The 14,813-nt window shown below is 70.6% G+C and carries 14 protein-coding genes; 7 read left to right on the top strand and 7 right to left on the bottom strand.

The annotated features are described in order from the left end of the window. Positions 1-16: 16 nt before the first annotated feature. The 4 genes from QYS60_RS00170 to QYS60_RS00155 form a co-directional block, all read right to left on the bottom strand. On the bottom strand, positions 17-1,225 hold the full coding sequence (locus QYS60_RS00170) for a serine hydrolase domain-containing protein (RefSeq protein WP_371382074.1): 1,209 nt from the start codon (positions 1,223-1,225) through the stop codon (positions 17-19). Between the two features lie 81 nt (positions 1,226-1,306). Next, positions 1,307-1,834, bottom strand: coding sequence for a DUF6764 family protein (locus tag QYS60_RS00165; protein WP_003934849.1), 528 nt, complete (start codon positions 1,832-1,834; stop codon positions 1,307-1,309). 145 nt (positions 1,835-1,979) lie between these two features. After that, positions 1,980-3,032, bottom strand: a complete 1,053-nt coding sequence (locus QYS60_RS00160) for a DNA polymerase domain-containing protein (protein WP_003934850.1) — start codon at positions 3,030-3,032, stop codon at positions 1,980-1,982. A gap of 6 nt (positions 3,033-3,038) precedes the next feature. Continuing rightward, positions 3,039-4,121 (bottom strand): ATP-dependent DNA ligase, encoded by a 1,083-nt coding sequence (locus tag QYS60_RS00155; RefSeq protein ID WP_289381155.1) that lies wholly within the window; start codon positions 4,119-4,121, stop codon positions 3,039-3,041. A gap of 101 nt (positions 4,122-4,222) precedes the next feature. On the opposite strand from QYS60_RS00155, the gene QYS60_RS00150 reads away from it, so the two are divergent. Continuing rightward, complete coding sequence (locus QYS60_RS00150; RefSeq protein ID WP_054372547.1) at positions 4,223-4,834, top strand: hypothetical protein; 612 nt, start codon at positions 4,223-4,225, stop codon at positions 4,832-4,834. 21 nt (positions 4,835-4,855) lie between these two features. Here the strand turns inward: QYS60_RS00150 and corA are convergent, their stop codons facing one another. Beyond that, a complete protein-coding gene (corA, locus tag QYS60_RS00145) occupies positions 4,856-6,013 on the bottom strand; it encodes a magnesium/cobalt transporter CorA (RefSeq protein ID WP_371382073.1) in 1,158 nt (385 codons plus the stop codon). Between the two features lie 319 nt (positions 6,014-6,332). Between corA and QYS60_RS00140 the strand changes: the two genes are divergently transcribed. Further along, the gene (locus QYS60_RS00140) at positions 6,333-7,013 is read left to right on the top strand and encodes a 3'-5' exonuclease (RefSeq protein WP_054372549.1); all 681 of its coding nucleotides are present in this window, start codon (positions 6,333-6,335) and stop codon (positions 7,011-7,013) included. A 73-nt stretch (positions 7,014-7,086) separates the two neighbouring features. On the opposite strand, the gene QYS60_RS00135 is transcribed toward QYS60_RS00140, so the two are convergent. Further along, positions 7,087-8,508, bottom strand: coding sequence for an RtcB family protein (locus QYS60_RS00135; protein ID WP_371382072.1), 1,422 nt, complete (start codon positions 8,506-8,508; stop codon positions 7,087-7,089). A gap of 86 nt (positions 8,509-8,594) precedes the next feature. Here QYS60_RS00135 and QYS60_RS00130 point away from each other — a divergent pair, with 86 nt between their 5' ends. Next, entirely contained in the window at positions 8,595-9,011 is a 417-nt protein-coding gene (locus QYS60_RS00130; RefSeq protein WP_289381144.1) for an archease, read from the top strand. A gap of 43 nt (positions 9,012-9,054) precedes the next feature. Here QYS60_RS00130 and QYS60_RS00125 read toward each other — a convergent pair whose 3' ends face one another. Continuing rightward, positions 9,055-9,945 carry a LuxR C-terminal-related transcriptional regulator gene (locus QYS60_RS00125; RefSeq protein ID WP_289381162.1) on the bottom strand — a complete coding sequence of 297 codons (891 nt, stop codon included), beginning with the start codon at positions 9,943-9,945 and terminating at the stop codon, positions 9,055-9,057. Positions 9,946-10,094: 149 nt separating this feature from the next. On the opposite strand from QYS60_RS00125, the gene QYS60_RS00120 reads away from it, so the two are divergent. The 4 genes from QYS60_RS00120 to QYS60_RS00105 all read left to right on the top strand — a co-directional run bounded on the left by QYS60_RS00120 (position 10,095) and on the right by QYS60_RS00105 (position 14,770). After that, on the top strand, positions 10,095-11,738 hold the full coding sequence (locus QYS60_RS00120; RefSeq protein WP_289381142.1) for an acyl--CoA ligase family protein: 1,644 nt from the start codon (positions 10,095-10,097) through the stop codon (positions 11,736-11,738). Positions 11,739-11,809: 71 nt separating this feature from the next. Further along, positions 11,810-12,547, top strand: coding sequence for a TetR family transcriptional regulator (locus tag QYS60_RS00115; RefSeq protein WP_003934861.1), 738 nt, complete (start codon positions 11,810-11,812; stop codon positions 12,545-12,547). 157 nt (positions 12,548-12,704) lie between these two features. Next, complete coding sequence (locus tag QYS60_RS00110; RefSeq protein WP_003934862.1) at positions 12,705-13,862, top strand: acyl-CoA dehydrogenase; 1,158 nt, start codon at positions 12,705-12,707, stop codon at positions 13,860-13,862. Between the two features lie 59 nt (positions 13,863-13,921). After that, the gene (locus tag QYS60_RS00105) at positions 13,922-14,770 is read left to right on the top strand and encodes a 3-hydroxybutyryl-CoA dehydrogenase (RefSeq protein ID WP_289381160.1); all 849 of its coding nucleotides are present in this window, start codon (positions 13,922-13,924) and stop codon (positions 14,768-14,770) included. The last annotated feature ends 43 nt before the right edge of the window (positions 14,771-14,813 follow it).

The following is a 14,813-nucleotide window of genomic DNA, read 5'->3' as shown; positions in this document are numbered from 1 at the left end:
ACACTCGTGGCCGTCCTCAGGCGCGACGGGCAAGCTCGCGGGCCACCGCGCCCAGTCGGGCGAGCCGCAGATCGCCCAGCGCGATCGGGCCGCTGCCCAGGCGATTCGTCGTGAACGCGAGCGACAGACCGGTGTCGAGGTCGGCGAAGGCGCCCGAACCGCCGACCCCGTAGTGGCCGAGCGCCCCACGCGGCCGCTCCCGGCTGACGAACACCGGCTGGTGGTAGCCGAGGCGCCACGCCATCGGGACGCCGAGCACGTAGTCGCGCCCGCGCACCCGGACCTCGTTCATGGCCTCGACAGTCTCCGGTTTCAGGAACTGCACGCCGTCGATCGTGCCGCCCGCGGCGATCGCCCCGTACATCCGCGCCAGGGCCCGCGCCGAGAACACCCCGTTCCACCCGGGCATCACCGCGTCGTGCACCGACGGATCACGCACCAGCTCGTCGAACTCCTCCGGCATCGCGGCCTCCGCGAGACCGCGGGTCAGGCTCACCCGCGACAGCACCGAGGCGGTCATCCCCCAGTGCAGTCCGGCGGGATTGATCCGCGGGAACAGCTTGGCGATGCGGTGACGCTGGTCCTCCGGAACGCGGAACCAGAAGTCGGGGGTGCCCAGGGGTTCGGCGATCTCCTGCCGGACGACGTCGACGAACGGCAGCCCGGTCACCCGCTGCACGATCTCCGCGACGAGCCAGCCGTAGGTCACCGCGTGGTACCCCGGTCCGCTGAGCCGGCGGGGATCGGGCGGCGCCGCCGCCAGCGCACGCACCGTCGCGTCGTAGTCGACGATGCCCATCCGGCCGGGCCGCAGGTGGCGTACCCGGTGCAGCCCGGCGCGGTGGGTGAGGACGTCCGCGACGGTGACGTGCTCCTTACCGGCCGCCGCGAATTCCGGCCAGTACCGGGCGACCGGCGCGAAGTAGTCGATCAGGCCGCGCTCTGCGAGCCGGTGCACCACGGTCGACGCCACGCCCTTGCCGGTGGAGAAGGACAGCGACACCGTGTCGCGGTTCCAGCGCCGGTCGCGGGTGGCCCAGCCCGCCCAGATGTCGAGTACTTTCTCGCCGTCCAGGTAGGCGGTGAGGGCCCCGCCGCCGTGCCGGGGCAGCCGGTACAGGTCGAAGAAGCGATCCGCGAGCGGCAGGAATCGCCGGTCGACGTGCATCTCGGTCGGCGGCGGGTCCTGGACCGCCGTCGCGCCCCGCACCGGTCGGGCTGTCATCCGTGGTACCTCCCAGTCGACATCGTGCCGCCAGGCTACGTCGCAGCGTCCGTTCCCGAACGGGTTTTGCCGAACGGTCCGTCAGGGTGCGACGTACCGGAACGTCCCCAGCACGACGCAGCCCCGTCCCGTCGTGAGGTTGACCGCGGTCGCGGCGGACCCTTCGCACAGCACCGGATCGCGCAGGTCACCGATGAACGCCTGGGACTGCGGGCCGGCCAGGACGAGCGCGGCCGCGGGCTCCTCGACGATCCCCAGCGCCAGGGCGTTCTCGCCGAAGCCGACGGCGGCCAGGGGGCCTCCCGCGGCTTCGCCCGCTCCGGCACCCCCGGACAGTCCGGCCGCGAGCACCCGTGCCCCGGTGCGGGCATCGGCGAAGCCGACTCCGCCGTCGCCGTAGCTCCACGCGCCGCTCGGTGCGTCCGCGACCGCACCGCACGCGGTCCGCCCGTCGAGCTGGGTCACCGAGGTCGCCGTACCCGGAGGCGCGGCGCACGTCACCGCCTGGGCGGACGGTGCCGCAACGAGTGCGGCCGCGACACCCGCGACCACCACCGCACCACCGCCGAGCACCCGAACCGACTTGCGTGCATGCGCTACCACCGACACGGTGACTGCCTCCTCCGGCCTCGTCCCCCGCAAACCGAATCCCCTCAGGGGAGTCTACGGAGACGCGCATCGGTTCACCGGGTGGGCGGGCATCGATGCGGTCACGGGACGTCACCGCTCCGGTGACTACGCCCCGGGGAAATGCCTACCCGGGCCGCTTGCGATCCGTGTCGCGCGACGGCTGCACCCGCTTCGGCTCGCCCGGCATCTTCGGGTGGGTGGGCGGGTAGGGCAGGTCGCCGAGACCGGCGGCGGCGTCCCGCTCGGCCATCTCGAGCAGCACGTCGAGGGTCTGCGCGGTCTCGTCCATCGCGGCCATCGGGTCGCCGCGGCGCTCGAGCAGCCCCGGCACGGTCGCGATCGTGAAATCGTCCGGGTCGGCGTCGACGAGTTCGTCCCACGTCAGGGGTGTCGACACCGTCGCGATCGGGGTGCGCCGCACCGAGTACGCCGACGCGATCGTCTTGTCGCGGGCGTTCTGGTTGAAGTCGAGGAAGATGCGCTGCCCACGCTCCTCCTTCCACCACGCGGTGGTGGCCCGTCCGCCGCTACGACGTTCCACCTCCCGCATCAGGGCGATGCCGGCGCGGCGCACGCCGACGAAGTCCCACTCCGGGACGATGCGCACGTACACGTGCAGGCCACGGCCACCCGACGTCTTCGGGAACCCGACCAGACCCAGTTCGTCGAGCAGCGGCCGCAGCACCTCGAGGGCGACCGCACGGGCATCGTCGAAGGCGGTCCCCGGCTGCGGGTCCAGATCGATGCGCAACTCGTCCGGGCGGTCGACGTCCCCGCAGCGCACCGCCCACGGATGGAACGTCACGGTGCCCAGGTTCGCCGCCCACACGACGTCCGCGGCGGCGCGCACCCGCAGCACGTCGGCGGTCCGGCCGGACGGGAACGTGACCTCGCATGTCGCGACGTGGTCGGGCCGGCGCGCAGGCACCCGCTTCTGGTAGATCTCCTCGCCCTCGATCCCGTCCGGGAACCGCTGCAGATGCGTCGGCCGCTCCTGCAGCGCCTGCAGTAGCGGCGCCGAGCCGGCCGTCGCGACGGTCCGGTAGTACTCGACGAGTCGACGCTTGCTGCCGGCCTCACCGAGCCGGGGGAAGTAGACCTTGTCGGGGTTGGACAGCCGGACGGGCACACCGCCGACGTCCAGCTCCACCGCGGGAGAACGCTTCGCGTCGGGCACCGGAGATCACACTCCTGTCCGGTCGAGGACGTCGGCGAGGTCGTACCGCACCGGCACATCCAACTGTTCGAAGGTGCAGCTGCGCGGATCGCGGTCGGGCCGCCACCGCAGGAACCGCGCCGCGTGCCGGAACCGCAGGCCGGCCCCCACGCTGCCCGCCACCTGACTGCCCTCCATCTGGTCGTAGGCCACCTCCAGCACCCGCTCGGGCCGCAGCGGTATCCATCGACGGTCCGCGGCCGTCCGCCACCGGCTCGGCTCGCCCTCGGCGACGACGTCGGCACCGACCCGCAGCGGCGCGAGGTCGGCGAGCAGCTCCTGGCGCTGCTCGACGGTGAACGCCGACGCGCCACCGACCATCACCGGTTCGTCGCCGCCGTCGTACAGCCCCAGCAGCAGGGACCCGACCCCGTCGATGCTCTTGTGCGGGCGGTAGCCGATGAGCACACAGTCGGCGGTGCGGGCATGCTTGACCTTGCGCATCTCCCGCTTGTCGGGCACGTAGGGTCCGTCGAGACGCTTGGCGACGACCCCGTCGAGGCCGGCGCCCTCGAACTCGGCGAACCATCGGCCGGCGATCTGTGCGTCGAGGGTGGCGGCGGTGACGTGGCAGCTCGGGCCGCCACCGACCGCCGCCCGCAGCCGCTCCCGGCGACGCGCGAACGGCATCTCCATCAGGTTCTCGTCGCCGAGGGCGAGCAGATCGAAGCCGACGAACTGTGCGGGGGTCTGCTCGGCGAGCAGCGCGATGCGGCTCGCCGCCGGGTGGATACGCTCGGACAGGGCCTGCCAGTCGAGCCGGGTCCGGCCGTCGTGCGGGCGCGGCACCACGATCTCCCCGTCGACCACGCACCGGGCGGGCAGTTCCGCCCGCACCGCAGCGGTCAGCTCCGGGAAGTAGCGCACCAGATCCTTCCCGCCCCGCGAACTCAGCACCACCTCGTCGCCGTCGCGGAACACCACAGCCCGGAAGCCGTCCCACTTCGGCTCGTACGACCACTCGGGGTCGCCGTCGGTGGGCTGGGCCGGAACCTCGGGCACGGCCTTGGCGAGCATCGGTGCGATCGGCGGTTCGACTGGCAGCTGCACCGGCTCATGGTCGCACCCGGGGCCGACACGTGCCCGCCGGATCTGTGAGAAATCGCCCTACGGTTACCGTCCGAGGCGGACATTCCGTACGCTCTCCCCCCATGAACCTCATTCGACGGGTGAGCGGCACCGCCGTTGCGTTGGCCGCGGCGGCTCTGGTGCTCGGCGCGTGCGGATCGGACGTCGAGCCCCGGGCGGTGCCCGAGTCCGGGTCCGAGACCACGTCGGCGAGCGCATCGGATACCCGGACGACCACCGGCCGTCCGACCACCACCACCTCGGCACCGACGTCCCCCGGCTCCTCCGGCCTGGACATCGACGTCGAGATCGGTGACTGCGTGCGCCTCGGTGGCACCGTCGACGACGCGACCATCGAGAACGCGACCTGCGGCAGCATGGACTCGAACTACAAGGTGATCGACATCGTCGACTCCAGCGAGCAGTGCGTCTCGGACGCCGACCAGACCTACTACGAGTCCTCCGGCGGAGTCGAGGTGGGCGCCCTGTGCCTCGACGTCGACTGGGTGGTCGGCAGCTGCATGGACATCTCCGGTGAAGACCCGCAGCGCGTCGACTGCGCCGCGCCCGGCCCCGAGACGGAGAAGGTCACCGAGATCCTGCAGAACACCGACAACGTCAACGACTGCTCCACCTCCGAGGGTGGATTCGTCTACAGCGAGCGTCGTTTCGTGGTCTGCACCGATACGCTCTGAGGTCGCCGCCCGCCGCGGCCGCTACAGCCAGCCGCGGCGACGGAAGATCGCGTAGAGACCCGCGCACGTCATGACCATCATCAGTAGGGCCATGGGATAACCTGCGGCCCAATGCAATTCGGGCATGGTGTCGAAGTTCATCCCGTAGACCGTGCCGATCAGCGTGGGCGCGAACAGAATCGCCGCCCACGCCGAGATGCGCTTGATCTCCTCGTTCTGCTCGATGCTCGCCCGGCTCAGATTGCGCATCTCCTCGTTCTGCATCTGCGACACCAGTGTCGCGTTGACCGTGAGGATGTTGCCGAGCAACTGCCGGAAACTGTCTACCTGCTCGACGACCGTCGTCGCGTGGTCGGTGACGTCCCGCAGGTAGCGCTGCAGTTCGTCGTCGGTACGGTACTTGGCGAATCCCGACGACAGACCGGACAGCACCGTGAGCAGCGGCTTGGCCGCCCGCTGGAACTCGATGACCTCGCGGGAGAGCTCGTAGATGCGGCGCGAGACCCGGGGATCCCCGCTGAACACCTCGGTCTCGATCTCGTCGATGTCGTTCTGCAGGCCCGCGACGACCGGCGCGTACCCGTCGACGACGGCGTCGAGGATCGCGTAGAGCACCGCCTCGGGGCCCAGCCGCAGCAGCTCGGGCTCGCTCTCCATCCGGTCCCGCACCGCCGACAGGTCGGGCGATTCGCTGTGCCGGACCGTCAGTACGAACGTCGGACCGACGAAGACGTGCACCTCACCGAAGTCGACGCGCTCGGATTCGTCGACGTAGCGGGCGGCACGCAGCACGACGAACAGGGTGTCGCCGTAACGCTCGAGCTTCGGGCGCTGGTGGGCGGCAATGGCATCCTCGACGGCCAGCTCGTGCAACCCGAATTGCTCTGCGGCGGCGTGAAGTTGCGCGTCGGTGGGCCGGTACATCCCGATCCAGGCCATCGACCCGGGCTCGGGCAGGCAGTCGAGGGCCTGCGCGAGTGTCGCCGGCGACGCGACGCGGCGGCCGTCCCGGTAGACCGCGCTGTCGACGATGCTGTTCTCCGCCCGCGCCGCACCGTCACGGCCGGAACTCTGCGCGGCAGCGGGATTCAGGGACGCGCCGAAACCGGCGGACGGGTCGGCGGTCGCCGGGACGGAGCGACGCGGCAGCAGGGCACGGACGGAACGGTTCGGCAGCATGTCGGCACGGCCTTTCGGGGCACGGAGGGCGACGGCGAGGACATTCGCCGTAGGGCACACACACGCGACGGCAACCGTCGCGCACCGACAGGGCGCGTACGGGCTGCCGTCAGCTGGTACTCGGAGGTCGACTGCGCATCGCGAGTCCCACCTCCTCCACATCACCCGGCACCGCGCCGAGGCTCGACGAACCCCCAGCAGCGTACGCCCTCGGGCCGTGCGGAGCCAGCCGGTCCGGTCCCCCGGGCTCGCGCTGCGGCGACGTGTCGGTGGGTGCGGCCACAATCGCCGTGACCGCCCGACCGACGACAGGACCCCGATGACGCACTGGCCCGATCGACCGATCTGCGCGTTCGACCTCGAGACCACCGACCGCGATCCGCGGATCGCGCGCATCGTGACCGCGTCCGTCGTCGTCCTCGACGGTGACACGGTCTCGTCGCGGACATGGTTGCTCGATCCGGGCATCGAGATCCCCGAGGAGACGTCGGCGATCCACGGTGTGACCACGGAGCGTGCGCGCGCGGAGGGCCTCGAGTACACGACCGGATACACCCGGATCCGTGAGGCACTGTGCGAGGCATGGGTCCGTGATCACATCGTCGTGGCGTTCAACGCCAGTTACGACCTCACGGTGATCGATGCCGAGGGCCGCCGGCTGGGTCTGCCGGGACTCGAGACGGGCCTGGTGTTTGACCCGTACGTCGTCGACCGCGAGCTGGACCGCGACCGCGAGGGCAGCCGCACCCTGCAGGCGGTCTGCGAGGCATACGGCATCGCGTTGACCGCCGCTCACCAGGCCGAGGCGGACGCCCTCGCTGCGGGGCAACTGGCGCGGGCGCTGTGCACCCGCTTCCCCCAGCTCGCCGACCTGGACATCATGACGGACCAGGCGGCCTGGCACGCGGAGCGGCAACGCAATTTCGCCGAGTATCTCGCGGGTCTCGGGCGCGACGTGTCCGACGTGGACCCGCAGTGGCCGATTCGCGGGATCGCCTGAGAGCTGTTGTGACCCAATGTCACATCGCGTCGATGCAGTCGACCGAATGTGACATTCGGTCAGGGCGGAGCGCTCACCCCTTGACGACACCGAGCGGCACGAGCCGCGCGACCCGACGGGCCAGGCCCGCCCGCTCGCTGACCTCCGTCACCGCGTCGATGTCCTTGTACGCCTGCGGCTTCTCCTCCGCCAGCCCCCGCCACGAACTCCCCCGCACGAGCACGCCGTGGGACTCGAGCGCGTCGCGCACCGCCCGGCCGTCGGTGTGCCGGGCGGCGCGGTGCCGGCTCTGCACCCGGCCGGCGCCGTGCGCGGTGGAGTAGAACGCCGGGTTCCCGGCGATGCCCGCGACCACGTACGACGCGGTGCCCATCGTGCCGGGAATGAGCACCGGCTGCCCCACGTCCACCAGATCCGCGGGGACGTCGGGATGGCGGGGCGGCAGCGACCGCGTCGCGCCTTTGCGGTGCACGCACAGGGTGCGGAGGCGACCGTCGACCTCGTGCCGCTCGAGTTTCGCGAGGTTGTGCGAGATGTCGTAGAGGAGGTCGAGGGTCGTACCGGCCGTGTCCTCGAAGACCCGGCGGGCCGCCTCGGTGAGCAACTGCCGGTTGGCCCGGCCGTAGTTGGCCGCCGCCACCATCGCCCCGAGATACGCCTCCCCCTCCGGTGACCGGACCGGAACGCACGCCAGCTGTCGGTCGGGAACGTGAATCCCGTAGCGGCCCATCGCCTTACCCATCTCCCGCACATGGTCGGTGCAGATCTGGTGGCCGAGACCGCGGGACCCGCAATGGATCATCACGCACACCGTGCCCACGTCGAGACCCATCGGCCGCGCGGTGTCCGGATCGAAGATCCGCTCGACGGCCTGCACCTCGAGGAAGTGGTTTCCCGACCCCAGGCTGCCGAGCTGACCGAGGCCCCGCTCGACGGCCCGGTCGCTCACCGCGGCCGGGTCGGCGCCGTCCAACACGCCCCGGTCCTCGCATCGCTCGAGATCGCGGACGACGCCGTGCCCCTGTTGCACCGCGAATCGGGCGCCGCCCTCGAGCACCTCGTGCAGCACGGTGCGGTTCGGCAGCTCCCACACGCCCCGGGTCTGCATGCCACGCGGCACGACGCGACCGAGCCGGTCCATCAGCAACCCGAGGCGCGGCGCGAGCGCGGACCGGTCGGCGTCACGCGCGATCAGCAGCCGCACGCCGCACGAGATGTCGAAGCCCACCCCACCGGGGGAGACGACGCCGCCGTCGTCGATGTCCGTCGCCGCGACCCCACCGATAGGAAAGCCGTAACCCCAGTGCACGTCCGGCATGGCGAACGACGCAGTGACGATGCCCGGCAGGGTCGCGACGTTCGCGACCTGGGTCAGCGCCTCGTCTCCTTCCGCGGCGGGAAGCAGGGACCGGGCCGCGAAGACGATCCCGGGTACGCGCATCGCGCCGGTCCGGTCGATCCGGAACCGGTACGGGGTCTCCTCGACGATCCTCATCACTGTCCGATCCGGGGTGGAGAACGCGACGTCGGCGGCTTCGTTCCACCATAGAATCTGCAGTGCCCGCTGCACAGGAGCGCGTCATGAACGAAAGCGGGTACCGGTCGGTGCCGCACACGGCGGACCTGCGCATCGAGGCGTGGGCACCCACCCGTGACGAGTGCATCGCGCAGGCGGTGCACGGCGCCGTCGCGAGCTTCGCCGACATCTCCGCCGCCGGGCCGGCCCGGATACGCACCCGCCGGCTGACAGCCGACGGCGACGAGGACCTGCTCGTCGCGGTACTCGACGAGGTCGTCTATCTGCTCGACGCGGCCGGCGAGGTCCCGGTCGACGTGGTCGTCGACTCCGGTGCCGGCACGGCGGAGGTGCGGTTCTCGATGGTCGACGCCGCCACGGTGGCCCAGGTGGGCGCGGTCCCGAAGGCCGTTTCGCTGCACGGACTACGCCTCGGGCGCGGACCGGACGGATGGTCGTGTTCGGTGACCCTGGACGTGTGAACCGGCGACGCGCGCACGGACCACGCGCCTCGCTCGTCGCCTGCTAGGGCAGCAGGCCCTGCCGGCGGGCCTCGACGACCGCCTCGTGCCGGCTGCCCACCTCGAGCTTGCCCATCAGGTTGCGCATGTAGCTCTTGACCGTCTCCACACTCAGCGCCAGCCGCTCGGCGATCTCGGCGTTGCGGCACCCGAGCGCCACGTACGCCAGCACATCCCGCTCCCGCGCCGACAGCCGCACCGCCGGTGCCGCATTCCCGCCGGTCAGCGTCCGCAGCTTCTCCTCGACCTCACGCAGGCGCGCTCCGATCGCAGGGTCGGACGTCTGTGCCGCGATCTCCCGCAGGGCCAGGTAGCTCTCGGTGATGCCCTCCGATACCGCCGCGGACACGGCCGGCGGGGCGGCGGCACGGGCGTTGTCGATGAGGGCGACCCGCCGGTCCACCTCGTCGCGGATCTCGATCTCGCGGGCGAGGGTGCGGGCCGAGCGCAGCACCTGCTCGACGACCACGTCGCCGATGGGCAGGTTGGTGCGCAGGCCGCCGTACAGGGCGGCGCGGGTGCGGCGGCGCACCACCACCGGCACGGCGAGCAGCGACTCGATGCCCTCCCCCGCGACCTCGCGGTCGTACTCGTGGGAGATCTGACGGGAGTTGAAGTAGTCCGACACCGCCCCGGGCCGCTGCTCGGCGACCACCTTGCCGCCGAGCCCGCACTCCGAGCTGATCACCAGGTCGCGGAGGATGCCACTGCGCGTGCCGACGAACCCGGACAGCAGCATGTCCCCGCCGTGCACGGTGCCGCCGAACAGCACCGGCATCCCCGTCAAGGTCTGCAGGCGGCGCAGCTCGGCGCGCAGCGCGTCCTCGTCGCTCGGCCGCAGCTGCGCGTGCCGGCCCGTCGGCGCAGCAGTCGACGCCCCGAGCCTCGCCGACACAGACCTCACCGGAACCACCTCCGAGACCACGAATACCCACTTCGGAGGGTAGCGGGGGATCTCCCGTGACCCATAGCCTCCACCCGTTCCGGTGTTGCAGCGATCACAATGGCGTACACCGACCGAGTGCCGAAGTTCCGGAGGTATCCGTGTCCACCCCGTCGTCCACCCTCACGTCCAGCGCCGCCGCCCGAACGGCGAACCACACCCCGCTCAGCCCCCTGCGGTTCCTCGAACGATCGTCGTCCGTGTTCCCCGATCGCACCGCGATCATCCACGGCGACCGCCGCTACACGTACGCGCAGTTCGCCGACGAGGCACAGCGCTTCGCACGGGTTCTGCGCAGCCGCATCCAGCCCGGCGACCGGGTGGCGTTCCTGGCGCCGAACGTGCCGGAACTGCTCATCGCGCACTTCGCGGTGCCTCTCGCCGGTGGTGTGCTCATCGCGCTGAACTCACGGCTCGCCGGACCCGAGCTCGAGTACATCCTCGGCCACGCCGAGGCGTCGCTGCTGTTCGTCGACTCGGAGTTCGTCGGCTCGGTCGCAGGCGTCGCGGACCGCGTGCCGTCGCTGACCGAGGTCGTGGAGGTGCCGGATTCGACGGTTCCGTACCCGGACGTTCCGGCCGGGATCGTCACCGCCCGGTACGACGAGTTCCTCGCCGCCGCCGACGGCCTCGACAGCACCCCGTTGCACTGGGGCGTCGACGACGAGGAGCAGGTCATCACCCTGAACTACACCTCGGGCACCACCGGCAAGCCGAAGGGCGTGATGTACACGCACCGCGGCGCGTATCTCAATTCCTTCGGCGAGACATTCCACAACGGGTTCGACGGGAAGACGCAGTACCTGTGGACCCTGCCGATGTTCCACTGCAACGGGTGGTGCACGCCGTGGGCCGTCACGGCGGCCGGCGGTACGCACATCTGCCTGCGGGCCGTGCGGGCGGACGCGATCTGGGATGCCGTCGACAACCTCGGGGTCACCAACCTGTGCGGCGCTCCGGCAGTGTGCTCGACCATCGCCGAAGCCCCGCAGGCCCACCGGCTGGACCGGCCGCTGCGGATCACCACGGCGGGCGCGCCGCCGTCGCCGACGGTGATCGCACAGCTCGAGAAGATCGGCGTGACCGTGGTGCACGTGTACGGCCTGACCGAGGTCTACGGGCCGTACACGATCTGCGAGTACCAGGACTCGTGGGACGACAAACCCGCCGAGGAACGCGCGGCGCTGCTGTCGCGTCAGGGCGTGGGCATGCTGCAGGCGGAGAACGCCCGGGTCGTCGACGCGAACATGAACGACGTGCCCGCCGACGGGCAGACGATGGGCGAGATCGTGCTGCGCGGCAACAACGTCATGGCGGGCTACTTCAAGGATCCGGAAGCCACGGCGAAGGCGTTCGAGGGCGGCTGGTTCCACACCGGTGACCTGGGCGTGATGTACCCGGACGGCTACATCCAGCTCAAGGACCGCGCGAAGGACATCATCATCTCCGGCGGCGAGAACATCTCCACCGTGGAGGTCGAACAGGCCATCGTGAGCCATCCGGCGGTGCTGGACGTCGCGGTGGTGGGCGTGCCCGACGAGAAGTGGGGCGAGCGACCCAAGGCGTTCGTGATCCTGAAGAAGGACGAGACCGTCACGGCGGAGGAGCTCATCTCCTACACCCGCACGCTGCTCGCCGGGTACAAGGTGCCGCGGGAGATCGTGTTCCCGCTGGACCTGCCGCGCACGCCGACCGGCAAGATCCTCAAGTTCGAGCTGCGGGCCGCGCACTCGCCGCAGGCCTGAGGCCGTCCGCGCCGCCGGTCCGGCGGCGCGGCCGTTTCGACTTCGATGCGGCGGATTGGATACTGAGAACCATGGCACTCGGTCCCGACTCCGCCCGCCGCATCGACGCGACCGGCCCCGATCCCGCTCAGTTCCGGGTGCACGTGGTGACGCAGGCGATCCGCCTGTTCTCCGAGTACGGCTACGAGTCGACCACCGTCGAGCAGATCGCGTCGGCCGCGGGGGTGTCGCGCCGGACCTTCTTCCGGCAGTTCCGCTCGAAGGAGGACGTGATCTTCGCCGATCACGAGTCGCTGCTCGAGCAGGTCGCGCGGTACCTGTCGGGGCACTTCGCCGATCCGTGGGCGGCCACGGCCGAGGCCGCCGAGCTGGTGTTCGGGCACTTCCGGGACAAGCGGGAGCTCGCGGTGTGGCGGTACCGGGTGGTGCAGCGGGTGCCCGCGCTGCGCGAGCGGGAGCTGGTCACGACGTACCGCTACGAGCGGCTGTTCACCGACTACCTGCGTTCCGCGGTGCCGTCGGAGTCGGGGGTGCGGATCGTCAGCTTCGCGGCGGCGATGACCGCGACGCACAACTTCCTGTTGCGCGCGATGATCCGCGGCGACGAGTCCGCGACGGCGGAGGAACTGCGCCGCGCGCTGCTCGAGGTGCGACGCTCGTTCGGTGTCGCCCCGGGGCAGAGCGAGGCCCCCGGCGTCGCTGCCGCCGCGGACGAGCGGGCGATCACGGTCGTGACGTATCCGCCGGGCACCCCGCCGGCGGAGGTCGCCCGCCGGGTGCAGGCACAGCTCGAGGCGGCACCGGACTGACGCCGGGTGAACCTCCGACCCGCGCAACCATTGACTTGGCACTGAGTGCCGTGCTTCACTTGATGCAATTTCATGACGTCGCGCGCCCTACGTCCGATAGGGTGGATGCGACACCAACTCAGATACTGGCACTGCGTGCCGATAGGAGTCCGCCGTCATGGCCTTCAACCCGGAGTTCGGTCTGTTCAAGCTGAACGAGGAGCACGACGAGCTTCGCGCCGCGATCCGCGCGCTGGCCGAGAAGGAGATCGCGCCCTTCGCCAAGGACGTCGACGAGAACTCACGCTTCCCGCAGGAGGCGCTCGACGCCCTCAACAAGTCCGGCCTGAACGCGATCCACGTGCCGGCCGAGTTCGGTGGCGACGGCGCCGACTCCGTCGCCACCTGCATCGTCATCGAGGAGGTCGCCCGCGTATGCGGCTCGTCCTCGCTGATCCCCGCCGTGAACAAGCTCGGCACCATGGGACTGATCCTGTCCGGGTCCGACGAGCTCAAGGGCAAGGTGCTGCCCGACCTCGTCAAGGGTGAGATGGCGTCGTACGCCCTGTCCGAGCGTGAGGCCGGCTCCGACGCCGCGAGCATGCGCACCCGCGCCAAGGCCGACGGTGAGGACTGGATCCTCAACGGCTCGAAGTGCTGGATCACCAACGGCGGCAAGTCCAGCTGGTACACCGTCATGGCCGTGACCGACCCCGACAAGGGCGCCAACGGCATCTCCGCCTTCATGGTCCACAAGGACGACGAGGGCTTCGTGGTCGGCCCGAAGGAGAAGAAGCTCGGCATCAAGGGCTCCCCGACCGCCGAGCTGTACTTCGAGAACTGCCGCATCCCCGGCGACCGCATCATCGGCGAGCCCGGTACCGGCTTCAAGACCGCCCTCGCCACGCTCGACCACACCCGGCCCACCATCGGTGCGCAGGCCGTGGGCCTGGCGCAGGGCGCGCTCGACGCCGCGATCGCCTACACCAAGGACCGCAAGCAGTTCGGCAAGTCGATCTCCGACTTCCAGGGCGTGCAGTTCATGCTCGCCGACATGGCCATGAAGGTCGAGGCCGCCCGGCTGATGGTGTACACCTCCGCGGCACGCGCCGAGCGGGGCGAGCCGAACCTCGGCTTCATCTCCTCCGCGGCCAAGTGCTTCGCGTCCGACGTCGCGATGGAGGTCACCACCGACGCCGTGCAGCTGTTCGGCGGCGCCGGATACACCACCGACTTCCCGGTCGAGCGCATGATGCGCGACGCCAAGATCACCCAGATCTACGAGGGAACCAACCAGATCCAGCGGGTCGTCATGTCCCGCGCGCTGCTGCGCTGACCCTGCGGCAGTAAGTTCACCCTGGTCCAACCTTCGTAACGAGGAGAATCCCCGTGGCAGTGGAATTGATCGGCGTGGTCGGTGGCGGCACGATGGGTGCCGGCATCGCCGAGGTGTGCGCCAAGGCCGGCAGCGACGTCATCGTGCTCGAGACCAGCGAGGAGTTCGCCGAAGCGGCCCGCAAGCGCGTCGCCGGCTCGATCGGCAAGGGCGTCGCCCGCGGCAAGATCACGCAGGAGGAGGCCGACGCCGCCGTCGCGCGGGTCCGCGTCACTACCGACGTCTCCGACCTCGCCGACCGCGACCTCGTCATCGAGGCGGCGCCCGAGATCGAGTCGCTCAAGGTCGACATCTTCACCAAGCTCGACGCGGTCGTGAAGCCGTCCGGCATCCTGGCGACCAACACCTCGTCGCTGCCGGTGATCAAGATGGCCCAGGCGACGTCGCGTCCGGGTCGGGTCGTGGGTGTGCACTTCTTCAACCCGGTGCCGGTGATGCCGCTGGTGGAGATCATCTCGGCGCTCACCACCGAGGAGGAGACCGCGAACGCCGTCTTCGACTACGTGAAGAACACCCTCGGCAAGACGACGGTCCGCGCCGGCGACCGCGCCGGCTTCATCGTCAACGCGCTGCTGATCCCGTACCTGACCTCCGCCGTGCGGATGCTCGAGTCGGGCTATGCGACGAAGGAAGACATCGACGCCGCGATGAAGGGCGGCTGCGGCTACCCGATGGGCCCGCTCACCCTCATCGACACCGTCGGCCTCGACATCACGCTCAACGCCGCCCAGTCGCTGTACGACGAGTTCGCCGAGCCGCACTACGCGCCGCCGGCGCTGCTGCGCCGCATGGTCGACGCCGGCCGTCTCGGCCGCAAGACCGGCCAGGGCTTCTACAGCTACAACTGAGCCCCACAGCACGGACCCCCGTCGGATCTCCGGCGGGGGTCCG

This window comes from Rhodococcus sp. GXMU-t2271, from assembly GCF_041414735.1.
Classification (GTDB): Bacteria; Actinomycetota; Actinomycetes; order Mycobacteriales; family Mycobacteriaceae; genus Rhodococcus; species Rhodococcus indonesiensis.
The sequence above is the reverse complement of the archived record's forward strand: the minus strand, read 5'-3'. Positions and strand labels throughout refer to the sequence as shown.